We start from the raw sequence: 22,424 nt of genomic DNA, 5'->3' as shown, positions 1-22,424 counted from the left end.
GGTACTTACGTCTCCTAGGCGCTGATGGTGTCGATGATGTTCTCGTAGGCGTCGCGTCTGCTGCGGCGCAGGACGAGGGCCTGCACCACGCCGATCACCGGGAAGGCGAGCATGGCGGCGAAGAAGACGATGGAGAGCGGGCCGAGCACCGGGGTGCCCTGCGCATCCACATCGCCGATGAGGAGGGGGAAGTTGTCGACGATGATGATCGTGACGCCGACGAGGCCGATCAGCCCGATCACGGGGGCGATCACCGTGCGCCAGAGGCCTGCGCCGGTCCTCGTCCGCGCGAAGTAGACGATCACCGCGAGGCAGGTCAGCGCCATCAGGACGACGATCGCCAGCGTCGCGATACCGCTGAACCAGGTGAACACCTGCAGCACCGGGTCGAGCCGGAAGAGCGCGAACACCACGAGCAGCACCGCCGCAGTCGCCGTCTGCACGAGCGACGAGACGTACGGGGACGCGTGCTTTCCGTGCACGCGGCCGATCCGGGCCGGGAACACCGCCGCATTCGACATCGAGTGCTGGTATCGCGTGACGACGTTGTGGAACGACAGGACGCAGGCGAACAGGCTCGTGATCAGCAGCACGTTGACGATCACGCCGCCCACCGAGCCGAGGTAGTGGATCGCGGTGTTGACGATGAAGCCGCCGGTGTCCTTCGCCACGACGTCGACGATCTGAGCGGGCCCCCACCCCATCACCAGCGACCACGACGCGAACGTGTAGAAGACACCGATCGCGATCACCGCGATGTACGTCGCCCGCGGGATGGTCTTCTCCGGCTCCTTCGCCTCGTCGCGGAAGATCGCCGTCGACTCGAACCCGATGAAGCCGGCCAGGGCGAACATCAGCCCGATGCCCGGCGAACCGGAGAGCACCGTGCTCGGCTCGAACGGCGCGAGCGACAGCCCGTCCGCTCCGCCGGTGCCGATGATCACCAGGCTCAGCACGACCACGATGCCGACTTCGGCGATGAGCAGCACCCCGAGCACACGGGAGCTCAGTTCGATGTGCCGGTATCCCAGCACGCCGACCAGAGCGACCATGGCCAGCGAGTAGACGTACCAGGGGATGTCCGGTCCGTGCAGCGCCACCACCGACGACTCGAGCGTCGCCCCGAGATAGCCGTACACCGCCACCTGCACCGTCGTGTAGGTCAGCAGCGCCAGATAGGCGGCCGCGAGACCGAGCGGCCGCCCCATCCCGTAGCCGACATAGGTGAAGAACGCGCCCGGGCGCGGGATGAACCGGCTCATCGCGCTCAGCCCCACCGCGAAGAAGAGCAGGATGATCGCACCGATCGCGAACATGCTGGGCACCCCGGCGCCGTTGCCGAGCAGCACGGCGACGGGGAAACCGCCGCCGATCACCGTGAGGGGAGCCGCCGCCGCGACCACCATGAACACGATCGAACCGACACCGAGCCGGCCCGAGAGCTGACGAGATGCACCCGCGCCGCGCACCGCGACCGGACCGCCCAGCAGAGCCTGCGGCTCCTGCGCTGCCGTCATGAGTTCCTCCTAGGGGGAGAGGGGATGGGGTCCCGCCAGTCTCGTCAGCGGGTGTTGCACCGTCGTTCCGCACGCGTGAAGAGTCGGCGCTCGCCGAATGGGATTCCCGGTGTCGCATTCGACGGTCACGTCGCCGTGACCCCGTGGAAACGCCGTCGCAACACGCGGGTCGTAGCCTCGCGGGAAGAGGAGCATCCCGTGACAGCACAGCCCCCCGTGACGGCCTTGAGCCGGGCGATCGCCGATCCGCGACCGGTCGACGGCCTCCCTGCGCGCTCGCCGATGGCGGGGCTCGACCGCCGCAGCCTCGGGTTCGTCGACGTGCTCGCCCAGTCGGTCGGGGCCGTCGCGCCATCGGCCGCTGCGGCGACCTGTCCGGTGCTGGTGGCGGCACGAGCCGGCTCCGGGACGCTCACCGCGTTCCTGCTCGCCGCCGTGCTGATGGCGCTGGTGGCGTACGCCGTCAACCAGTTCACCCGGCGCATGGCGGCGACCGGATCGCTCTACACGTTCGCCGCGCGTGGGCTGGGTGTGCGTGCCGGGTTCGCCACCGGTGCGGCAATGCTCGTCGGCTACGGTTTCGTCGCCATGTTCGCCCTGCTGGGAGCGGCGTACTACTCGCTCATGCTGCTCGCGCACGCGTCTCCCGGCGTGTCCGGGTCGCGCCCGCTCGTGCTCGTGCTGCTGGTCGCGTTCGGCGCGCTCTGCCTGCTGGTGCTGTGGCGCGGGATCCGCCTGTCGACACGGGTCACTCTGGTGATCGAGCTGCTGGCGATCGCGGGCATCCTGGTCCTCATCGCCGTGCTGCTCGTGCGGGTGCCGGGCTCGTCGTTCTGGAGCGTCGCCGTGCCGCACGACGTCGGCCTGCCGCAGCTCGCCGCCGGGACGACGGTGGCCGTGACCGCGTTCGTGGGCTTCGAGAGCGCGGCGACGCTCGGGGTGGAGTCGCGGCGGCCGTTCGCGACCATCCCGCGCACCATCCGGTGGACCGTCATCGCGGCCGGCGTTCTCTACCTGCTCTCCGCGTACACGCAGCTCGCGGGTTTCGACGCGTTCGGCGGAGAGCTCGCGGCGAGCGACAGTCCGGTGAACGATCTGGCCGGGCGTGCGGGCGTGGAGTGGATCGGGCTGCTGCTCGACGCGGCGCTCGCCTGCTCCTTCCTCGCCTGCGCGCTCGCCTCGACGACGGCGTTCGCCCGGGTGCTGTTCTCCCTCGGGCGCGAAGGCATCGCGCCCGCCGCGCTCGGGCGCACGCACCGCAGGTTCCGTACGCCGCACGTCGCCCTCACCGTGGGGCTGGCGCTCGAGGTGGCGGTGCCCGCGGTGCTGGTGCTGGCCGGACTCGGCGCCTGGGAGGCGATGGGCGTCGTCGTGGTGTGCGCGGCGGCGGGCTACATGACCGCGTACGCGCTCGTCTGTGTCGCCACACCGTTCTTCCTGCGCCGGATCGGCGAGCTGACGGTCGCGCCCGCCGTGGCCGCGGGGATCGCCGCGCTCGGGCTCGTCGCGGCCCTCGGCACGGACCTCTGGCTCGAGGTCACCGGCACACGGCCACTGGCCGTGCTCCTCCTCGCCGCGGTGGCTGCGCTCGCGCTCGCCCTCTACGCGGTCTGCCGGCGCAGGAGGCGGGAGGCGCTCGGCCGCATCGGCCTCTACGACGAGCCGACGACGGGGGACGTGCTCGGCGGGTCGGCATGAGCGCCATCCCCGAGCTGAGCGGGCGGCAGCCCGGCGCGGTGCACAGCGCCCTCGCCGTGCTGGAGGAGGTCGCGCACTCCGGCCCGGGGATCACGGCCCAGCAGATCTCGGTCCGGCTCGGGCTGCCGCGGGCGACCGCGTATCGGCTGCTCAACCTCCTGGTGCAGGACGAGTACCTCGTGCGCATGCCCGACCTGCGCGGTTTCGCGCTCGGCCGCAAGGTGGCCGAGCTGGCGGACGTCGCCCAGGCCCAGGATGCGGCCGCTACGGCCCGCGCGGCCGTCACCGAGCTGCGCTCGCGCATCCGCGGCGGTGTCCACCTGGCGGTGTATCGCGAGGGGCGCGTCGTGCCCGTCGACGTCGACCCGGACTTCCCGCTCTCCGACCCGCGCCGCATCGGCGCCGATCTCAGCGTCTCGGCGCTCGGACGGCTGCTCCTGGCGGAGCAGGCGGCGCGCACCGTGCCGTCCCCGACCCGGTACACGACGCAGGAAGGGGAGCTCACCCCGGGATTCGGCTGTCTCGCGGTCCCGGTGCGCGGCGGCGACGAGCGCCTCATCGCCGGACTCGCGCTCGCGCTCCCCGCCGCCCGACTGGCCGACCGCGACGGGCTGGTGTCGCTGGTGGCCGACACCGCGGCGCGGCTGGGCCCGTTGCTGCAGCGGGTCTGAGAGCGGCGGGAGACGGGATCAGGCGGTGCGCAGGAGGCGCACGACCTCGACACCCGTCGCGCCGATCGTCTCGACCTTCGTCGAGCCGTCGAAACGGAATCCGTTGCGCGCATAGAACGTACGCGCGCGCGGGTTGTCGGCCATCACCCACAGGTAGGCGTCCGCGCTGCCGATCGCCGCGTCGAGAAGGCGCTGGCCGGCCCCGGATCCGTACACGCTCGCGAGGGTGTACAGCCCTTCGAGCTCGAGCGGCACCGGGGCGTCGGCGTCCCGCCCCGTTCCGGTGCTCGCCCAGCCGACGATCGCGCCGCCGGACTCCGCGACCTGAACGCCCGTCGTCCCGGACGCGATGAGGGCGGCCCAGGAGGCCGCACGGCGGTCCCTGTCGAGCGCTGCGAGGTACTCCGCGGGCACCTGCCGGGCGTACGCCTCCCGCCACGCGGTGACGTGCACGTGCGCGATCCCCGGCGCGTCGGCCACCGTCGCCGGGCGCACCTCGATCGTCCGCCCCGCCATCAGGCCTCCTTCGCGATCGCCGCGTAGGCGCCGTCCGTCGCCGTCAGCAGTGCGGCGGGGGTGAGCTCGATGTCGAGACCGCGTCGCCCGCCCGAGACGAACACGGTGTCGAACAGCTGCGCCGTCTCGTCGACGACCGTGACGTGCCGCGTCTTCTGGCCGATCGGGCTGATCCCGCCCACGACGTATCCGGTGCGGCGTTCGGCGACCGCCGGGTCCGCCATCGCCGCGCGTTTGGCTCCCACGGCCGCAGCCAGGGCCTTCAGGTCGAGCAATCCCGTGACCGGGACCACGCCGACGACGAGCCCGAGCTCGGTGTCGGCGAGGAGCGTCTTGAACACGCGCTCCGGTTCCACGCCCAGAGCCTCCGCCGCCTCCGACCCGTATGACGGAGCGGCCGGATCGTGGGTGTACGGGTGCACCGCGAACGGCAGCCCCGCCGCGCCGAGCGCCACCGTGGCGGGAGTCCCGGCCGTCGCCGCCTTCGCCTTCGCCATCAGTCCGCCGGCCGATCGTCGCGCGGCCCGTTGGCACGGAACAGTTGCATCGAGGTCCCGCCGACGAGACGCTTCGACCCGGGCGGGAGGAGAGTCGGATCCTCCGGGATCGGCACCTCCGTCGCGCTGTCCCAGAGCAGCTGGTACGACTCGACGCCGGGGGCGACCGGGAGCGACACCTCCACGTCGTCCTCCACCCCGTGCACGATGAGCAGAACGCGGTTGAACTCCTCCTTGTCCGGCGTCGACGCCACCAGGTACTGCAGCGTGCGGTTCTCGGGGGAGTTCCAGTCCACGTCGTCCATCCCGCTGCCGGAGGCGTCGAACCAGTCCATGTGGCTGGCGTTCGGAGTGGTCTGGCCGTAGACGGCGTACCGGCTCGGGCGCAGCGCGGGGTTGCTGCGCCGCAGCTCCAGCAGACGCTTCGTGGTCTCCTCGAACTCACGCTGCTCGCGCGTGCGCAGCCAGCTCAACCAGGTGAGCTCGCTGTCGTGGCAGTAGGCGTTGTTGTTGCCGCGTTGAGTGCGGCCGTACTCGTCGCCGGCCGCGATCATCGGGACCCCGGCCGACAGCAGGAGCGTCCCCATCAGATTGCGCATGGCCTTGTGCCGGTCGAGCAGCACCTGCTCGTCGACGGTGGGCCCCTCGACGCCGTGGTTGAACGACCGGTTGTTGTCGGTGCCGTCACGGTTGTCCTCGCCGTTGCCGAGGTTGTGCTTGACGTCGTAGGCCGTCAGATCCGCCATCGTGAAGCCGTCGTGCGCCGTGACGAAGTTCACCGAGGCGAGCGGCCCCCGCTCCGGGGAGAAGGTGTTCGACGACCCGGCGAGACGCGTCGCGAACCCGCCGATGCCGACGGGGGCCTGCCCGTTGCGTCGCGCCTCGGCGATATCGGCCAGCCAGAAGTTGCGCACCCGATCGCGGTAGCGGTCGTTCCACTCCGACCATCCGTCCGGGAAGTTGCCCGTCTGCCAGCCGCCGAGCCCCACGTCCCACGGCTCCGCGATCAGCGTGACGCCCTGCAGAGCCGGATCGCTCAGCGCCGCCTGCAGCAGAGGATGCTCGCGTGAGTACGACGCATCCGCACCGCGTCCGAGCGTGGCGGCGAGATCGAACCGGAACCCGTCGATCTGCATCTCTTCCGCCCAGTACCGGAGCGAATCGAGCACCAGCCGCTGGGGGACCGGGTCGCCGAAGTCCACCGTGTTGCCGCAGCCCGTCACGTCGATGTACACACCCTGGTCGTCCTGCCGGTAGTACGTCGCGTTGTCGATGCCGCGGAAGCTCGTGCGCGGACCGCCGATGCCCTCCTCGGCGGTGTGGTTGTACACGACATCGAGGATCACCTCGATCCCGGCCAGATGCAGCAGCTTGACCATGCCCTTGAACTCGGCCAGCACGGCCTCCGGCCCGGCCGCCTGCGCCGCACGGGAGGCGTACGCCGCGTGCGGACTGAAGAAGTTCAGGGTGTTGTACCCCCAGTAGTTCGTGAGCCCCTGCTGCTGCAGCCGCTGCTCCGAAACGAACGCGTGCACGGGAAGCAGCTCGACCGCGGTCACCCCCAGGTCGCGCAGATAGCCGATGGACGACTCGTGCGCGAGCCCGGCATAGGTCCCCCGCAGCTCTTCGGGCACCGCCGGGTTGAGCTTGCTGAACCCGCGCACGTGCGTCTCGTAGACCACCGTGTGGTCCAGCGGCGTCGCCGGCTTGCGCGCCTCGCCCCAGTCGAATCCGTCCTCGATCACCACGCCGCGCCAGCTGTCCGATCCGGCGCGCACCAGCGACCGCGCATACGGGTCGAGCAGCAGCGTCTCCGGATTGAACACGTTCTGCGGAGACGCCGGTCCCGACACGCGCACGGCGTACCGGCTGCCGACCGTCAGCGACCTCGAGCGCACCGACCACACCCCGTGCGCATCCCTGGTCATCGGCCGCGTCTTCACCAGCCAGTTCGGGTCGCGCTCATCGAACAGGCACAGCTCCATCGCGTCGGCGTGCTCGGAGAACACACGCAGCTCGCCGCCGTGCGGCCCGACACGGACACCCAGATTGCGCAGGGGATCGGGGGAGGTCATGCGATCTAGAGTAGTGAGTGACGCGACGCGCACCCGCCCGCGCGTCGCCCCAGCGAACCGAGGAGGGCCCGGTGCCGGTCTATCTCGACCACGCCGCCACGACCCCCATGCGCCCCGAGGCCATCGCCGCCTACGCCGACGCGATGGGCGTCGTCGGCAACCCCTCCAGCATCCACAGCCAGGGCCAGCAGGCCAAACGGATGCTCGAGGAGGCGCGCGAGACCGTGGCGGCGACCCTCGGCTGCGACGCCATCGAGGTCGTCTTCACCTCCGGTGGCACCGAGTCCGTCAACCTCGCGATCAAAGGCCTCTATTGGGCACGCAACACAGGCCGGTCGCGCCCGCGCATCCTCGTCCCCGGAGGCGAGCACCACGCGACCACGGAAGCCGTCGAATGGCTGGAGCGCGCCGAAGGGGCCACGCCCTCCTGGCTCGGGCTCGACGACGAGGGCCGCATCCTCCCCGGCCCGATCGACGATCCGGACACGACGGCCCTCCTCACCTTCCTCGCCGTCAACAACGAGGTCGGCACCGTGCAGCCCGTGGCGGCGCTCGCCGCAGCGGCGCGGGAGGCGGGTGTGCCCGTCCACGTCGACGCCGTCGCCGCGTACGGGCATCTGCCGATCGACTTCGCCGGGCTCGGCATCGACGCGCTCAGCGTGTCCGCCCACAAGATCGGCGGCCCGGGCGGCATCGGAGCCCTCGTCCTGAGCCGGACCTCCACCGTCGTGCCGCTGATCCACGGCGGCGGCCAGCAGCGCCAGGTGCGCAGCGGAACGCAGGATGTCGCGGCCGCCGTCGCCTTCGCCGTCGCGGCCCGGGCGGTCGAGCGCGAGCGCGTCGCCGAGACCGCGCGGCTCGCGGTGCTGCGCGACCGCCTGATCGCGGGGGTGCGCGCCGCCGTGCCGGAGGCCGTCCTCAGCGGTCCGTGGCCGGCGTCGGGGGAGCGCGTGGCGGGCAACGCCCACTTCGTCTTCCCAGGGGCGCAGGGGGATTCGCTGCTGTTCCTGCTCGACATGGCCGGGCTCTCCGTCTCGACCGGGTCCGCGTGCACCGCGGGCATCCCCGAGCCCTCCCACGTGCTCCTGGCCATGGGGCGCGACGAGCGCGATGCCCGCAGCGCCCTGCGCTTCACGCTGGGTCGCACCTCGACGGACGCCGACGTCGACGCCCTGCTCGCGGCTCTGCCCGGCGCGTACGCCCAGGCCGCCCGTGCCGGCCACGCGACCCGCGCCCCTCGCCTCGCCTGAGCACGCCCCCTCCCTCCCTCCCTGCCGACAGGGGTCGCGTTCTGCCGGAATACGCCGGCGTTTCCGGCCGGATGCGACCCCTGTGCCCGCCTCGGGCGACGCGCAGGCCGGGCGGCGTAGACTCTTCGGGTGAAAGTTCTGGCAGCGATGAGCGGGGGAGTGGACTCCGCCGTGGCGGCGGCGCGCGCGGTGGAGGCTGGTCACGACGTGGTCGGTGTGCACCTGGCGCTCAGCCGGATGCCCGGGACGCTCCGCACCGGCAGCCGCGGGTGCTGCACCATCGAGGACTCGATGGACGCGCAGCGCGCTGCGAACATCATCGGGATCCCGTACTACGTGTGGGACTTCTCCGAGCGCTTCAAGCTCGACGTCGTCGACGACTTCATCGCCGAGTACGCCGCGGGCCGCACGCCGAACCCCTGCATGCGCTGCAACGAGCGGATCAAGTTCGCCGCCCTGCTCGAGAAGGCGCTCGACCTCGGATTCGACGCCGTGTGCACGGGGCACTACGCCGCGGTCGTCACCGACGACGACGGCAACCGCGAGCTGCACCGCGCGAGCGCGTGGGCGAAGGACCAGTCGTACGTGCTCGGCGTGCTGACGGCCGATCAGCTCGCTCACGCGATGTTCCCGCTCGGCGCCACCCCGTCGAAGGCGGAGGTGCGGGCGGAGGCTGCCGCACGCGGTCTGAGCGTCGCGAACAAGCCGGACTCGCACGACATCTGCTTCATCCCCGACGGAGACACGCGCGGCTGGCTCGCCGAGCGCGTGGGCGCCGAGCAGGGCGACATCCTCGACCGCGACGGCAACAGGCTGGGCACCCACGAGGGAGCGCACGCGTTCACCGTGGGGCAGCGCAAGGGCCTGAACATCGGCTACCCGTCGCCGGACGGGCGACCCCGGTTCGTGCTCGAGGTGCGCCCGAAGGACAACACCGTCGTCGTCGGCCCGAAGGAGGCGCTCGACATCGCGGAGATCGCGGGATCGCGCTTCACCTGGGCGGGCCTCCCGCCCGCCGACCCCGGCACCCCCTTCGACTGCGACGTGCAGATCCGAGCCCACGCCGATCCCGTTCCGGCGCGTGCGTGGGTCGCCGGGGGCGAGCTCGTCGTGCGTCCGCTGATCCCGCTGGATGGCGTCGCGCCGGGCCAGACCGCCGTGGTCTACGTCGGCACGCGCGTGCTGGGCCAGACGACGATCGACCGCACGGTCTCCGCCGTCCCCGCCTGAGCGGGAGGCTCGATCGCTGTCGGCGGTCCTCTCTAGAATCGTCAGGGTGAGCGACACCTCTGAGACGAGTGACACCCCCGTCGACCGTGAGCCGGTCGAGTTCGATGGGCTCGATTTCGCTGCGGCGCGGGCCGAGGCGGAGCGGCTGGCAGAGCGCATCGAGGGGGCGCGCGTCGCGTACTACGGCGACGGCGATTCAGCGCTCTCCGACGCCGAGTACGACGCCGACTTCCACCGGCTCGAGGCCATCGAGCGCGCCTTCCCCGAGCTCGCCGGGCAGGACAGCCCCACGCAGCAGGTCGGCGCGACCGTCGCCTCCGTCGGCTTCCCCGAGCACGAGCACGCCGAGCGGATGCTCAGCCTCGACAACGTCTTCTCGATCGACGAGTTCCGCGAGTGGGCCGCCAAGACCGCGGCCGCGGCCGGCCGGCCGGTGCGCTGGTTGACCGAGCTCAAGATCGACGGTCTCGCGATCAGCCTCGCCTACCGCGACGGGGTGCTCGAGACCGCGACGACCCGCGGTGACGGCCGCGTCGGCGAGGACATCACGGAGAACGTCGAGTGGATCCCCGCGATCCCGCGGCGCCTGACGGGCTCCGGCTTCCCGCCCTTCTTCGAGGTGCGGGGCGAGGTGTTCCTCGCGACGGCCGACTTCGAGGCGCTCAACGAGCGTCAGCGCGCGCTGCAGACCGCCTTCGAGGCCGAGGAGCGCGCCAAGGGCCGACCGGAGGACAGGATCAAGACGCGGTACCCGGAGTTCGCGAACGCGCGCAACACGGCGGCGGGCAGCCTCCGCCAACGTCGCGAGAACAAGAGCCCCTTCGAACTGGAGCTGATGCGCGAGCGCCTCGGCCGCCTCTCGCTCTACCTGCACGGGATCGGCGCCTGGCAGCATCCCGGCGTCGTCGCGCAGTCGGAGATCTACGACCTGATCGCCGGCTGGGGCCTCCCCGTCTCGCCGCACTCGCGCGTGTTCGACACCGTCGACGACGTCGCCGGGTACATCGCCGACCGCGGAGAGCACCGGCACGACGTCGAGCACGAGATCGACGGGATCGTGGTCAAGGTGGACGAGCTGGAGCTGCACGTCGAGCTCGGCGCGACCAGCCGGGCGCCGCGGTGGGCGATCGCGTACAAATACCCGCCCGAGGAGGTGCACACCACGCTGCTCGACATCGTCGTCGGCGTCGGCCGCACCGGTCGCGCGACGCCGTATGCCGTGATGGAGCCGGTCAAAGTCGCCGGCTCGACGGTGCGCCAGGCGACTCTCCACAACCAGCAGGTCGTGCGGGCGAAGGGCGTGATGATCGGCGACACCGTCGTGCTGCGCAAGGCCGGAGACGTCATCCCCGAGATCCTCGGCGCCGTCGAGCAGCTGCGCGACGGCACGCAGGTCGAGTGGCACATGCCGGAGGTCTGCCCGGAGTGCGGCACTCCGCTGCGGCCGATGAAGGAGGGCGACATCGACCTCCGCTGTCCGAACGCGCAGTCGTGCCCCGCCCAGGTGCGCGGTCGGGTCGAGCACATCGGGTCCCGGGGCGGCCTCGACATCGAGGCGCTGGGTGAGGTCACGGCGGCAGCGCTCACGCAGCCGGTCGTCCCGGCCACTCCGCCGCTGGTGACCGAGGCCCGGCTGTTCGATCTCGACATCGACGAACTCGTGCCCGTCGAGGTGCTCGTCCGTGACTCCGAGACCGGTGAGGTCAAGCTCGACGAAGCCACCGGCGAGCCGATCCGGCGGTCCCCCTTCCAGCGTCTCGGGGCGAAGACCTATCCGCCCGGCACGGAGGAGCTCGACCCGGCGGAGCGCCGTCGGCTCGGCATCCGCAAGGACTACCAGCCCGTTCTGCCGTCGGAGGCCGCGACGAAGCTGCTCGCCGAGCTCGAGCGCGCCAAGACCAAGCCGCTCTGGCGCCTCCTCGTCTCCCTCAACATCCGGCACGTCGGCCCGGTCGCCGCACGCGCGCTCGCCGACTACTTCGGCTCGCTCGACGCGATCCGCGCGGCGACGCGGGAGGAGCTGGCGCAGGTCGACGGAGTGGGCGGCATCATCGCCGACGCCGTCATCGACTGGTTCGGCGTCGACTGGCACGTCGACATCGTCGACCGATGGACGCGCGCCGGTGTGCAGTTCGCCACCCCGGGCCACCCGGGGCCGGGCGCGGCGGCCGAGGCCGGTGGTGTGCTCGCCGGGCTCACGGTCGTCGCCACCGGCTCGCTCGACGGGTACACGCGCGAGGGCGCCCAGGAGGCGATCATCGCGGCGGGCGGCAAGGCGGCGTCGAGCGTCTCGAAGAAGACCGATTTCGTCGCCGCGGGGCCCGGAGCGGGGTCGAAACTCGCGAAGGCCGAGGAGCTCGGATTGCGCGTGCTCGACGCCGCGCAGTTCCGGATCCTCGTCGAAAAGGGTCCGGACGCCCTCGAAACCGTGTGAATCGGTCAGCCAAAGCGCGGACAGGATTTCAAGTCTCCCCCTGAATCGGGGGTAGAACGTCCTGCCGACGTCCATGTTTTCCCCGATACCATCGAAGAGTGCGCTCACCCGGTGCGCACTGCAAGGGCTTAGCTCGCTCGCTCTCGGAGGGACCCGGACGGAGTGCTGGTCGGCTTTGCAGCTGTCTCTATCGTTACCTCGGCAGTCTCGGGACTGACCGGGGCCTTTGTCGTGTCCGCAGACAGTGCGCCCGTCTCCGCCGTCTCGACCGTTGCGGCCGTCCCCGCAGCCGGCGTCACCTCCGGTTCCTCCGCGTCGGGCCAGACCGCTGCCGCCGCGGCGGCGAGCACGCTCGGCCGCCTCGCCGCTGTCAGCGCATCCGCCCTCCCGGCCTACCTGTCCGGCCATCGGGCGGAGATCGACAAGCTCATCTCGGATCCGCCCGCCGCGAGCGACGTCAGCCGCGTCTGGTCCCTGCTCGACAGCAAGCAGCAGGCCGTGCTGCTCTCCGAGACGCCGCACCTCGTCGGCAACCTGGAGGGCGTGCCGTACAGCGTCCGCGGTAAGGCGAACGCGCTCGACCTCTCACGCACGATCGCGACCGCCACAGCAGACCTCAAGACGGAGCGCGGCAAGACGGAGCGGCTGGCCCTGCAGCGTCAGCTGACCACGCTCGGCAATGTGAAGACGGCGCTGGCGAAGAAGGACGGCGTGAAGCGCACGCTCGTCTCGCTGGACACCTCCGAGAACGCGAAGGCGGCGATCGTCGTCGGCGACCTCAGCACCGCGAAGTACGTCAGCGTTCTGGTTCCCGGGATGTACATGTCGGTCGGGGAGCAGATCGAGGCGTGGGCGGAGGTCGCGCAGGACCTCCACGATCAGGAGACCGGCTTCCTCACGCGCCTCCTGGGCCCGCGGGCCGGGTCGACCGTCCCGGGTGTCGCGGTCGTCGCGTGGATCGGCTACCAGACGCCCGTGCTCACGAACATCGGCGGGCTGGAGCTCGCACAGCAGGGCGCCGACAGTCTGGAGCGCACGCTCGAGGGCATCACGAGCCTCCGGGCGGCCGACCCGCCCTACCTCAGCGTGTTCGCCCACTCCTACGGGTCGACGGCCGCGCTGCTCGCGCTCGAGCGCGGCACGGTCGAGGTGGACGCGCTGGCGCTGATGGGCTCGCCCGGGAGCGACGCGCAGTCCGTGAAGGATCTGTCGGTGCGCGACGGCAATGTCTTCGTCGGTGAGGCGCCGATGGACCCGATCGTCGACAGCGCGTTCTTCGGCAGCGACCCCGGATCGTCGTCGTACGGCGCGAAGCGGATGGGGGTCTCCGGCGCCGTCGACCCCCTCACGCATCGCACCCTGGCCGGATCCAGCGGCCACAACGAGTACTTCACGGCGGGGACGGAGTGCATGCGCAACCTCGCGATGATCGGGATCGATCAGGGCCGCCTCGTGCTCTGAGCGATCCGCGCCCGCATAATGGACGGGATGGGATCGGACGACGAGCAGCAGGAGAGGCGCGGGTCGTCGCGCCGCGACTTCCTCAAAGGTGCGGGGCTGGTGGCGGCGGGGGCCGTCGCCGGCGGCGCCGGGGGAGCGGCGGCCGGAGCAGCGTACGCCTCCCGCGCCGTGCCGGGCGAGGCGCCGCGTGCGGAGCCGGGCGAGGAGTTTCCACCGCTGCCGCCCCGGGCGAAGCCGGGCTTCGACCATCTCGTGGTGCTGATGTACGAGAACCGCTCGTTCGACAACCTCCTGGGCTGGCTCTATGACGAGAAGACCCTGCCGGAGGGCAAGCGCTTCGACGGTCTGGCGTTCGGCGAGTACAGCAACCCGGATCCGAACGGCGGTCCGGACATCCCGGTGCACGCCTACGACGGCACCACCGACTTCGTGATGCGGCAGCCGTCCCCGGACCCGGGCGAGGTCTATCCGCACGTCAACACCCAGCTGTTCGGCATCGTCGACCCGCCGTCGAACGCCGACGCGCTGGTGAAGGACATGCAGCCGCCCTACAACGCGCCGCAGCCGGGCCAGAGGCCGACGATGTCCGGCTTCGTGAAGGACTACATCGGAGTGCTGCGCAAAGACACCGGGCAGGAGCCGGGCGTCGACGACTACCGGCGCATCATGGGCGCGTTCACGCCCGACATGCTCCCCGTCTTCTCGACGCTCGCCCGGCAGTTCGCCGTGTACGACGACTGGCATTGCGCGGTGCCGTCGCAGACGTTCTGCAACCGCTCCTTCTTCCACGCCTCCACCTCCCACGGCTACGTGGACAACGGCGGCGAGGGCGGGCTCCGCAAGTGGTTCGATCCCGCCAACGACGCGCCGACGATCTTCAACCGGCTGGAGGAGGCAGGGCGTACCTGGCGGGTCTACTACGACGACCGTCAGCTGATCTCGCTCACCGGCTTCATCCACGCCCCGGCGCTCGAGCCGTACTGGCGGACCAATTTCCGCACGATGTCCCACTTCTACAAGGACGTGGCGGAGGGCACCCTGCCCGACTACGCGTTCGTCGAGCCGCGGCTGCTGTACGACCACAACGACATGCATCCGCCGGGCGGCCCGATGACGGAGGAGGACGTCGCGGGCGGCATCGTCGTCGGCGGCGCCATCTCCGACGTGCGTGCGGGCGATCTGCTGCTGCACAACGTGTACTCGGCCATCCGTTCTTCGCGCAGTGCGAAAGGCTCCAACGCGCTCAACACGATGCTGCTGGTCACGTTCGACGAGCACGGCGGCACGTACGACCACGTTCCTCCCGGGCCGGCGACCCCGCCCGACCAGACCGGACCGGGCGAGAACGGCTTCATGTTCGACCGGCTCGGGCTGCGCGTCCCCGCCATCGCGATCTCCGCGTACACCGAGCGCGGGTCCATCCTCCACGAGGAGATGCACCACGCGGCCGTGATCGCGACGCTGTGCGAGAAGTACGGGCTCGAGAATCTGACCGAGCGCGACCGCGGCGCCCGCACGCTCCGCGACGCCGTCAATCTGTCGACTCCGCGCCAGCCCGGCACCTGGCCGGATACGCACCCGCAGTACCTGCCGTCGAATCCGGAGTCGGACGCCCCGCAGCCGGGTGACCAGGACCGTCCGCTGAGCCCGCCGGGGGTGGGGCTGGTCGGGCTGCTGACGGCGCGCTACGGTCGGCCGGGGGACGGCATCCCGGTCACCTACCAGGAGGCCTACGACGCCGTGCACCGTCTCGGCCTCGGGCTCTTCGGCGAGCAATAGAATCGATACGGGCCGCCGGGCGCACCCGCGGCACCTCACCACACCGATACTCACGGAGACGCATGTCTGAAATCAGCGCAGAACAAGTCGCGCACCTGGCGAACCTCGCCAGGATCGACCTCAGCCAGGAAGAGATCGAGAGCCTCACGAACGAGCTCGGCCAGATCGTGGAGTCGGTCGCCAAGGTGCAGGAGGTCGCCGGGCCGGACGTGCCCGCGACGAGTCACCCGCTGCCGCTGACCAACGTGTTCCGCCGCGACGAGGTCAGGCCCTCGCTGACGGTCGACCAGGCGCTCTCCGGCGCCCCCGCACGCGACGGCGACCGCTTCAAGGTCGCCGCCATCCTGGACGAGGAGTGACCATGACGGATCTGACCCGGCTCAGTGCCGCCGCCCTGGCCGACCTGCTCACGGCGGGGGAGGTCTCGTCCGTCGAGGCGACCCGCGCGCACCTCGACCGCATCGAGGCCGTCGACGCGGACGTGCACGCCTACCTGCACGTCGCAGGGGAGAAGGCGCTCCGCACCGCCGCCGAGATCGATGGCCGTCGCGCGTCCGGCGACGCCCTCGGGCCGCTCGCCGGTGTGCCGGTCGCGATCAAGGATGTGCTCGCCACCAACGACATGCCGTCGACCTCCGGCTCGAAGATCCTCGAGGGCTGGCTGCCGCCGTACGACGCCACCGTGGTCCGCAAGCTGCGCGAGGCCGACCTGGTTCCGCTCGGCAAGACGAACATGGACGAGTTCGCGATGGGCTCCTCCACCGAGCACTCGGCGTACGGCCCGACCCGCAACCCCTGGGATCTCGAGCGGATCCCGGGCGGATCGGGTGGAGGCTCGGCCGCGGCCGTGGCCGCCTTCGAGGCGCCGTTCGCCCTGGGCTCCGACACGGGAGGCTCGATCCGCCAGCCCGCGGCGGTGACCGGCTCGGTGGGCGTCAAGCCGACCTATGGCGGCGTCAGCCGTTACGGCGCGATCGCGCTGGCGAGCTCGCTCGACCAGGTCGGCCCGGTCTCGCGCACCGTGCTCGACGCCGGTCTGCTGCACGACGTCATCGCCGGGCACGACCCGCTCGACTCCACGTCGCTCACCGACACCTGGCCGTCCATGGCCGCCGCAGCGCGCGCGGGCCTGGCGGACGGCGCCCTGCGCGGCGTGCGCGTCGGCGTCATCACGGAGATCGCCGGCGAGGGCTTCCAGCCCGGCGTCAAGCAGCGTTTCGACGAGGCGGTCGCGCTCCTGGAGGGTGCCGGCGCCGAGGTCGTCGAGGTGAGCGCCCCGAGCTTCGAGTACGCCGTCGCCGCGTACTATCTCATCCTCCCGGCCGAGGCGTCCAGCAACCTGGCGCGCTTCGACTCCGTGCGCTTCGGCCTCCGTGTCGACCCGCAGGAGGGCCCGGTCACCGTCGAGCGCGTCATGTCGGCCACTCGCGAGGCCGGCTTCGGCCCCGAGGTCAAGCGCCGTATCATCCTCGGCACGTATGCCCTCAGCGCGGGATACTACGACGCCTACTACGGCAGCGCGCAGAAGGTCCGCACGCTGATCCAGCGCGACTTCTCCGCCGCGTTCGAGAAGGTCGACGTGCTCGTCAGCCCGAGCGCCCCGACGACGGCCTTCAAGCTGGGCGAGAAGCTGGCCGACCCGATGGCGATGTACCTCAACGACATCACCACCATCCCTGCCAACCTCGCCGGCGTCCCCGGGATGGGGCTGCCGATCGGTCTCGCGCCGGAGGACGGCCTCCCGGTGGGTATGCAGCTGATGGCGCCGGCCCGTGCCGATGCGCGGCTCTACACGATCGGAGCCGCGCTCGAGCGGCTTCTGGAGCAGAAGTGGGGGCGCACCCTGCTGAGCCAGGCCCCGGACCTGGCCGCCACCGAGATGTTCGCGAGCGAAGAGGGAGCCGTCTGATGGCCGGAACGGAACTGATGGACTTCGACAAAGCCCTCGAGCTGTTCGAGCCGGTGCTCGGCTTCGAGGTGCACGTCGAACTGAACACCAAGACGAAGATGTTCTGCGGCTGCGCGAACGAATTCGGCTCGGGCGCCAACACCAACACCTGCCCGACGTGCCTCGGGTTGCCCGGCGGACTGCCGCAGGTGAACGAGAAGGCGATCGAGTCGAGCATCCGTCTCGGCCTCGCCCTCGGCTGCGACATCGCCGAGTCGAGCCGCTTCGCGCGCAAGAACTACTTCTACCCGGACACGGCGAAGAACTTCCAGACGTCGCAGTACGACGAGCCGATCGCCCATGACGGGTCGGTCACCATCGAGCTCGAGTCGGGCCGCGAGGTCACGGTGCTCATCGAGCGCGCGCACATGGAGGAGGACGCAGGCAAGCTCACGCACGTCGGCGGAGCCACCGGACGCATCCAGGGCGCCGACTATTCGCTGGTCGACTACAACCGCGGCGGAGTGCCGCTGGTCGAGATCGTCACACGGATGATCGAGGGCGCCGAGCACGACGCCCCCGAGATCGGCCGCACCTACGTGCGGGCCATCCGCGACATCGTGAAGGCGCTCGGCGTCTCGAACGCGCGCATGGAGGAGGGCAACGTCCGCTGCGACGCCAATGTGTCGCTCCGCCGCCGCGGCTCCGACCAGCTGGGCACGCGCACCGAGACCAAGAACGTCAACTCCCTGCGTTCCGTCGAGCGCGCCGTGCGTTACGAGATCCAGCGCCAGGCGGCGATCCTGGAGGCCGGTGGCACGATCACGCAGGAGACGCGCCACTGGCACGAGGACACGGGCACCACCAGCGCCGGCCGCCCCAAGAGCGACGCCGACGACTACCGGTACTTCCCTGAGCCGGATCTGGTCCCCGTGGCTCCGAGCCGCGAGTGGGTCGAGGAGCTGCGCGGCACCCTGCCCGAGCAGCCCGCGGCCCGCCGCAAGCGTCTCGCGGCCGACTGGGGCTTCACCGCTCTGGAGTTCCAGGACGTGGAGAACGCCGACCTGCTCGACGAGGTCGAGGCGACCGTCGCCGCAGGTGCGACCGCGGCGGCCGCGCGCAAGTGGTGGACCGGCGAGATCGCCCGTCTGGCGAACGCGTCGAACGTCCCGGCGGGAACGCTGGTGAGCCCGGAGCACGTCGCCGAGCTGGCCGGCCTCGTCGAGGCGGGAACGCTCACCGACCGCCTCGCGCGCCAGGTGCTGGAGGGTGTGGTCGCCGGCGAGGGCCGGCCGCAGGAGGTCGTGGACGCCCGCGGACTCGCGGTCGTCTCCGACGACGGCGCGCTCATCGCGGCGATCGACGAGGCGCTGGCCGCTCAGCCGGACGTGCTCGCGAAGATCCGCGACGGCAAGGTGCAGGCCGCCGGCGCCGTCATCGGCGCGGTCATGAAGGCCATGAAAGGCCAGGCCGACGCCGCCCGCGTGCGTGAGCTCGTCCTGGAGCGCTCCGCGCAGTAGGAGGCACGGACCACTCCGGCGGAGCCCCGCACGCGCCCAGGTGTGCGGGGCTCCGCCGTGCCCGGCTCAGGGACAGTGCGCAGGTTCGGGCGGCAGAGTGGGCGCATGGGCGTCTTCACTCTGGGTGGGTTGACCTCGGTCCCCGCCGCCTCACGCACCGACCTGCTCGCACCCGCCGTTCTCGACGCGCTGACGGTGCGCGGCCTGCTCGACGACGTGGGAGTGGTCGAGATCGACCCCGGCGTCTCCGACACCGCCGCCACCCGGGAGCGATTCGGCCTGGATGCGGCGACGCTCGCCAATTGCGTGGTCGTCGGCGGCAGACGCGAAGGCGCCGAGCGCATCGCGGCGTGCGTCGTCCTGTCGACGACCCGCGCCGACGTCAACGGCACGGTGAGGCGTCTGCTCGACGTGCGCAAGGCGTCCTTCCTGCCGATGGAACGCGCTGTCGAGCTGACCGGGATGGAGTACGGCGGGATCACCCCCATCGGGCTCCCGGCAGACTGGCCGGTGCTCGTCGACGCGCGCGTCGGGCGGGCGGATGTCGTGATCGTGGGGTCGGGCGTCCGCCGGTCGAAGATCCTCGTGCCCGGACGGCTGCTCGCCGCGCTGCCGCAGGCACGGATCGTCGACGGGCTCGGGACGGAGATCCCGGCAGCATGAGCGGCCTCCTCGCTCCGGTGCGATCGCGCCTGGTCGAGACGCTCGCGGGCCGTTCCGATGTCGTCCCGGAGTGGATCCTCCGGCTGGAGGACGGCGACGACGCCGGCTACTTCGGTCCCGGCAGCGCCGCCTGGGTGGTGCACGGCGGGATGCCGACGCTGGTCGCAGGCATCCGCGCGTTGCTGCTGCAAGCCCTCCACCCCGGGGCGCTCGCGGGGGTGCGGGAGTACTCCCGCTATCGCGAGGATCCGCTCGGCCGGCTGGCCGGCACGATCCGATGGATCCACACCGTGACCTACGGCAGCACCGGGCAGGCGATCGCCGGGTCCGAGATGGTGCGGTCGCTGCACCGCCGCGTGGCGGGCACCTTCGTCGACGGCCACGGCATCACGCGGCCCTATTCGGCAGAGGACCCCGAACTGGCCCGGTGGGTCCACCTGGCCTTCACCGACGCCTTCCTGACCGCGCATGAGAGGTGGGGCGGACCCATCCCGGGCGGTGCCGACGGCTACGTCGCAGAGTGGACGCGCGCCGCCCGGTTGATGGGCGTGGACGACGCGCCGGGCACGGCGGCCGGCCTGCGCTCGGCCATCGGCGCCGTGACGGAGGCGGGCAACCTGCGCGGAGGACCCGAGGTGGACGAGATCGTCCGCTTCATCCGCCGTCCTCCGGTGCGGCGCATGCTCCGCCCGTCGTACCGGGTGCTGTTCCGTGCCGCCGTCTCGACGCTGGAGCCGCGTCACCGGCAGCTCCTCGGCTTCCCAGAGCGACCCTCCGAGCGCCTGCTCCCGCTCGATCGGGCGACGGCCGCGGTGCTGCGCGGGGCGGGCAGCCTCCTCGGTCCGCAGACCCAGGCGGAGCTCGCCGCCCGCCGCCGTCTGAGCAGACTGTCAGAAGATCGCGGCGACGCGTAGCGACCCGTCGGCTCCGAACGGAGTTACGCTGTCTCCTGCGCCCGCTCGGAGGTGAGCGGACCTCATGTACCGGAGGTGCACATGACCGCGACCGTTCCGCAGAGACCGGACGACATCGAGTCGAAGGGGTTGAAGGACGGCGCGCTCGGACTCGTGTCCAGCGTCGTCGTCGGCGTCGCATCCACGGCTCCGGCCTACAGCCTGGCCGCGAGCCTCGGATTCATCGTCGTCGGTGGCACGCTCGCCGCCGGGGTGAAGGCGCCCGGGATCGTCCTCCTGGCGTTCGTGCCGATGTACCTGATCGCCGTCGCCTACCAGGAGCTCAACAAGGCCGAGCCGGACTGCGGCACCACCTTCACCTGGGCGACCCGGGCGTTCGGACCGGTGACCGGCTGGATGGGCGGATGGGGGATCATCGTCGCGGACGTGATCGTCATGGCCAACCTGGCCCAGATCGCCGGCTCCTACTCGTTCACGTTCGTCGGCAGCTTCGGGCTGCCGGCGGTCTCTGCGCTGGCGTCCAACGTCGTCGCGACGACCATCGCCGGCCTGATCTGGATCGCGCTCATGACCTGGATCTGCTACCGCGGCATCGAGATCTCCGCCCGGCTGCAGTACGTGCTGCTGGGCTTCGAGGTCGTCATCCTGATCTTCTTCGCGGTGTTCGCACTGGTTCGGGTGTACACGGGCACCGCCGAGCCGTACTCGCTCATCCCGCAATGGGACTGGTTCAATCCGTTCACGCTCGACTTCGCCAAGACCATCGCCCCGGCGATGCTGACGGCGATCTTCATCTACTGGGGCTGGGACACGGCGGTGTCGATCAACGAGGAGACGAAGGACCCGGGCAAGACCCCCGGCCGCGCAGCGGTGATCAGCACCCTGCTGCTGCTCGGCACCTACGCCGTCGTCACCGTCGCGACCGTGGCCTTCGCGGGCGTCGGGGACAAGGGCATCGGGCTCGCGAACCCCGCCAACTCCGGCGACGTCTTCTCGGCCATCGGCCCGACCCTGTTCGGCGGGGGAGTCGTCGGCTCGATCCTGATGGCCCTCCTGGGCTTCTCGATCCTGACCTCCGCCTCGGCGTCCACGCAGACCACGATCCTGCCGACCGCGCGCACCGCGCTCTCGATGGCGGCGTACAAGGCCATCCCGACGCAGTTCGCCCGTATCCACCCGAAGTTCCTCACCCCCACCTGGGCGACGATCGGGATGGGACTCGTCTCGGCGCTCTTCTACCTGATCTTCACCTTCATCAGCTCGTCGCTGCTGAACGCGCTGATCGGCTCCATCGGCTTGATGATCGCCTTCTACTACGGGCTCACCGGGTTCGCCTGCGTGTGGTTCTACCGCAAGACGCTCTTCACCTCCTTCCGCCATGTCGTCATGCGCGGCGTCTTCCCGTTCGTCGGAGGCGTCATGCTGCTGGCGGTGTTCGTCTACGGCCTCATCAGCTTCTCGGCGCCGGACTGGCTGACGGACGACAACGGCAAGAACGTCACGATCTTCGGCATCGGCGCGGAGGCCGTGGTCGGCGTCGGCGGCCTGCTGATCGGCCTCGTGCTCATGGCGATCTGGTGGTGGCGCAAACCGGACTACTTCCGCGGCAAGACCTTGCCGAAGCGATCGCACGCCCTCGTGCTCGCGCCGGCGGGGGTCCCGACGTTCGGCCTCCCCGACTCGACGCCGCCGCGCACCGTCATCGCGCCCGACCGGTCGAATCTGCCCCCTGGGCAGATCCCGCTGAACGCTGAGACACTGGAGCCGGTCGAGCCGACCGACGGCCCGGCGACCCCGCGAGAGGACGGCACGTGACGGAACGCCGGCGCATCGTCGAATGGGAGGACCCGGCGCCGGGAGTGGCGGTGATGCCCACGATGTCGGGACTCGACTACCTCCGGGCGATGATCGCCGGCGAACTGCCCCCGCCGCCCATCGCGGCGCTGATGCGCATGACGCTCACGCAGGCGGACGTCGGAACGGCGACGTTCGTCTGCGAGCCGGACGAGTCGCACTACAACCCCATCGGCACCGTGCACGGCGGCCTCGTGTGCACCCTCCTCGACTCGGTGCTCGGCTGCGCGGTGCAGTCGACGCTGGCCCCGGGGCAGGGCTACACGTCCATCGAGATCAACGTCAACTACCTGCGGCCCGTGCTGGCCGACTCCGGTCCCCTCACCTGCGTCGGCACCGTGACCAAACCCGGCAACCGTGTCGCCTTCGCCGACGGAGTCGTCACCGATCGGGCCGGCAAGGTGGTGGCCACGGCGACCGGATCGCTGCTGGTGTTCCCGATCGGGTGACCGTACAC

18 protein-coding genes are annotated in these 22,424 nt (G+C 71.1%); 14 read left to right on the top strand and 4 right to left on the bottom strand.

Annotated features, from left to right (window positions below):
• Window positions 1–14 precede the first annotated feature (14 nt).
• Window positions 15–1,517: an APC family permease gene (locus LLS1_RS04785; RefSeq protein ID WP_226653813.1), complete on the bottom strand. Its 1,503-nt coding sequence runs from the start codon at window positions 1,515–1,517 to the stop codon at window positions 15–17.
• Between the two features lie 198 nt (window positions 1,518–1,715).
• Here LLS1_RS04785 and LLS1_RS04780 point away from each other — a divergent pair, with 198 nt between their 5' ends.
• Together LLS1_RS04780 and LLS1_RS04775 are read left to right on the top strand one after the other, a co-directional pair.
• Complete coding sequence (locus LLS1_RS04780) at window positions 1,716–3,215, top strand: APC family permease (RefSeq protein WP_223360696.1); 1,500 nt, start codon at window positions 1,716–1,718, stop codon at window positions 3,213–3,215.
• Complete coding sequence (locus tag LLS1_RS04775; protein WP_226653812.1) at window positions 3,212–3,886, top strand: helix-turn-helix domain-containing protein; 675 nt, start codon at window positions 3,212–3,214, stop codon at window positions 3,884–3,886. The genes LLS1_RS04780 and LLS1_RS04775 overlap by 4 nt, the downstream gene beginning before the upstream one ends.
• 18 nt (window positions 3,887–3,904) lie before the next feature.
• Here LLS1_RS04775 and LLS1_RS04770 read toward each other — a convergent pair whose 3' ends face one another.
• From LLS1_RS04770 to glgX, 3 genes are read right to left on the bottom strand one after another with little or no spacing between them, the layout of a single operon-like run.
• On the bottom strand, window positions 3,905–4,402 hold the full coding sequence (locus tag LLS1_RS04770) for a GNAT family N-acetyltransferase (protein WP_226653811.1): 498 nt from the start codon (window positions 4,400–4,402) through the stop codon (window positions 3,905–3,907).
• Window positions 4,402–4,899 carry a Cys-tRNA(Pro) deacylase gene (ybaK, locus tag LLS1_RS04765; protein WP_223360699.1) on the bottom strand — a complete coding sequence of 166 codons (498 nt, stop codon included), beginning with the start codon at window positions 4,897–4,899 and terminating at the stop codon, window positions 4,402–4,404. Before ybaK ends, LLS1_RS04770 begins: the two co-directional genes overlap by 1 nt.
• Window positions 4,899–6,974, bottom strand: coding sequence for a glycogen debranching protein GlgX (gene glgX, locus LLS1_RS04760; RefSeq protein ID WP_226653810.1), 2,076 nt, complete (start codon window positions 6,972–6,974; stop codon window positions 4,899–4,901). The genes ybaK and glgX overlap by 1 nt, the downstream gene beginning before the upstream one ends.
• A 71-nt stretch (window positions 6,975–7,045) precedes the next feature.
• Here glgX and LLS1_RS04755 point away from each other — a divergent pair, with 71 nt between their 5' ends.
• The 12 genes from LLS1_RS04755 to LLS1_RS04700 all read left to right on the top strand — a co-directional run bounded on the left by LLS1_RS04755 (window position 7,046) and on the right by LLS1_RS04700 (window position 22,416).
• A complete protein-coding gene (locus LLS1_RS04755; protein WP_226653809.1) occupies window positions 7,046–8,224 on the top strand; it encodes a cysteine desulfurase family protein in 1,179 nt (392 codons plus the stop codon).
• A 129-nt stretch (window positions 8,225–8,353) separates the two neighbouring features.
• Window positions 8,354–9,454 (top strand): tRNA 2-thiouridine(34) synthase MnmA, encoded by a 1,101-nt coding sequence (gene mnmA / locus LLS1_RS04750; RefSeq protein ID WP_226653808.1) that lies wholly within the window; start codon window positions 8,354–8,356, stop codon window positions 9,452–9,454.
• Window positions 9,455–9,500: 46 nt separating this feature from the next.
• On the top strand, window positions 9,501–11,888 hold the full coding sequence (ligA, locus tag LLS1_RS04745) for an NAD-dependent DNA ligase LigA (protein WP_223360703.1): 2,388 nt from the start codon (window positions 9,501–9,503) through the stop codon (window positions 11,886–11,888).
• Between the two features lie 231 nt (window positions 11,889–12,119).
• The gene (locus LLS1_RS04740) at window positions 12,120–13,349 is read left to right on the top strand and encodes an alpha/beta hydrolase (RefSeq protein WP_226653807.1); all 1,230 of its coding nucleotides are present in this window, start codon (window positions 12,120–12,122) and stop codon (window positions 13,347–13,349) included.
• Between the two features lie 27 nt (window positions 13,350–13,376).
• Window positions 13,377–15,128, top strand: coding sequence for an alkaline phosphatase family protein (locus LLS1_RS04735; RefSeq protein ID WP_226653806.1), 1,752 nt, complete (start codon window positions 13,377–13,379; stop codon window positions 15,126–15,128).
• 62 nt (window positions 15,129–15,190) lie between these two features.
• On the top strand, window positions 15,191–15,487 hold the full coding sequence (gene gatC / locus LLS1_RS04730) for an Asp-tRNA(Asn)/Glu-tRNA(Gln) amidotransferase subunit GatC (RefSeq protein WP_226653805.1): 297 nt from the start codon (window positions 15,191–15,193) through the stop codon (window positions 15,485–15,487).
• 2 nt (window positions 15,488–15,489) lie between these two features.
• The gene (gene gatA / locus LLS1_RS04725) at window positions 15,490–17,037 is read left to right on the top strand and encodes an Asp-tRNA(Asn)/Glu-tRNA(Gln) amidotransferase subunit GatA (protein ID WP_226653804.1); all 1,548 of its coding nucleotides are present in this window, start codon (window positions 15,490–15,492) and stop codon (window positions 17,035–17,037) included.
• Complete coding sequence (gene gatB / locus LLS1_RS04720) at window positions 17,037–18,536, top strand: Asp-tRNA(Asn)/Glu-tRNA(Gln) amidotransferase subunit GatB (protein WP_223360708.1); 1,500 nt, start codon at window positions 17,037–17,039, stop codon at window positions 18,534–18,536. Before gatA ends, gatB begins: the two co-directional genes overlap by 1 nt.
• A gap of 105 nt (window positions 18,537–18,641) precedes the next feature.
• The gene (locus LLS1_RS04715; protein ID WP_226653803.1) at window positions 18,642–19,199 is read left to right on the top strand and encodes a YbaK/EbsC family protein; all 558 of its coding nucleotides are present in this window, start codon (window positions 18,642–18,644) and stop codon (window positions 19,197–19,199) included.
• Window positions 19,196–20,113 (top strand): oxygenase MpaB family protein, encoded by a 918-nt coding sequence (locus LLS1_RS04710; RefSeq protein WP_226653802.1) that lies wholly within the window; start codon window positions 19,196–19,198, stop codon window positions 20,111–20,113. Before LLS1_RS04715 ends, LLS1_RS04710 begins: the two co-directional genes overlap by 4 nt.
• Before the next feature lie 81 nt (window positions 20,114–20,194).
• Window positions 20,195–21,928 carry an APC family permease gene (locus LLS1_RS04705; RefSeq protein WP_226653801.1) on the top strand — a complete coding sequence of 578 codons (1,734 nt, stop codon included), beginning with the start codon at window positions 20,195–20,197 and terminating at the stop codon, window positions 21,926–21,928.
• Window positions 21,929–21,981: 53 nt separating this feature from the next.
• Window positions 21,982–22,416, top strand: coding sequence for a PaaI family thioesterase (locus LLS1_RS04700; RefSeq protein WP_226654037.1), 435 nt, complete (start codon window positions 21,982–21,984; stop codon window positions 22,414–22,416).
• The last annotated feature ends 8 nt before the right edge of the window (window positions 22,417–22,424 follow it).

This window comes from Leifsonia sp. LS1, assembly GCF_020521355.1.
Classification (GTDB): Bacteria; Actinomycetota; Actinomycetes; order Actinomycetales; family Microbacteriaceae; genus Leifsonia.
This window is presented reverse-complemented; position numbering and strand designations above follow the sequence as displayed.

What these genes read in the sequence shown, in the direction of transcription:
- LLS1_RS04785 (WP_226653813.1), bottom strand. Translation starts at nt 1,517, where the DNA reads ATGACGGCAGCGCAGGAGCCGCAGGCTCTGCTGGGCGGTCCGGTCGCG.
- LLS1_RS04775 (WP_226653812.1), top strand. Translation starts at nt 3,212, where the DNA reads ATGAGCGCCATCCCCGAGCTGAGCGGGCGGCAGCCCGGCGCGGTGCAC.
- LLS1_RS04770 (WP_226653811.1), bottom strand. Translation starts at nt 4,402, where the DNA reads ATGGCGGGGCGGACGATCGAGGTGCGCCCGGCGACGGTGGCCGACGCG.
- ybaK (WP_223360699.1), bottom strand. Translation starts at nt 4,899, where the DNA reads ATGGCGAAGGCGAAGGCGGCGACGGCCGGGACTCCCGCCACGGTGGCG.
- glgX (WP_226653810.1), bottom strand. Translation starts at nt 6,974, where the DNA reads ATGACCTCCCCCGATCCCCTGCGCAATCTGGGTGTCCGTGTCGGGCCG.
- LLS1_RS04735 (WP_226653806.1), top strand. Translation starts at nt 13,377, where the DNA reads ATGGGATCGGACGACGAGCAGCAGGAGAGGCGCGGGTCGTCGCGCCGC.
- gatC (WP_226653805.1), top strand. Translation starts at nt 15,191, where the DNA reads ATGTCTGAAATCAGCGCAGAACAAGTCGCGCACCTGGCGAACCTCGCC.
- gatA (WP_226653804.1), top strand. Translation starts at nt 15,490, where the DNA reads ATGACGGATCTGACCCGGCTCAGTGCCGCCGCCCTGGCCGACCTGCTC.
- gatB (WP_223360708.1), top strand. Translation starts at nt 17,037, where the DNA reads ATGGCCGGAACGGAACTGATGGACTTCGACAAAGCCCTCGAGCTGTTC.
- LLS1_RS04715 (WP_226653803.1), top strand. Translation starts at nt 18,642, where the DNA reads ATGGGCGTCTTCACTCTGGGTGGGTTGACCTCGGTCCCCGCCGCCTCA.
- LLS1_RS04710 (WP_226653802.1), top strand. Translation starts at nt 19,196, where the DNA reads ATGAGCGGCCTCCTCGCTCCGGTGCGATCGCGCCTGGTCGAGACGCTC.
- LLS1_RS04705 (WP_226653801.1), top strand. Translation starts at nt 20,195, where the DNA reads ATGACCGCGACCGTTCCGCAGAGACCGGACGACATCGAGTCGAAGGGG.
- LLS1_RS04700 (WP_226654037.1), top strand. Translation starts at nt 21,982, where the DNA reads ATGCCCACGATGTCGGGACTCGACTACCTCCGGGCGATGATCGCCGGC.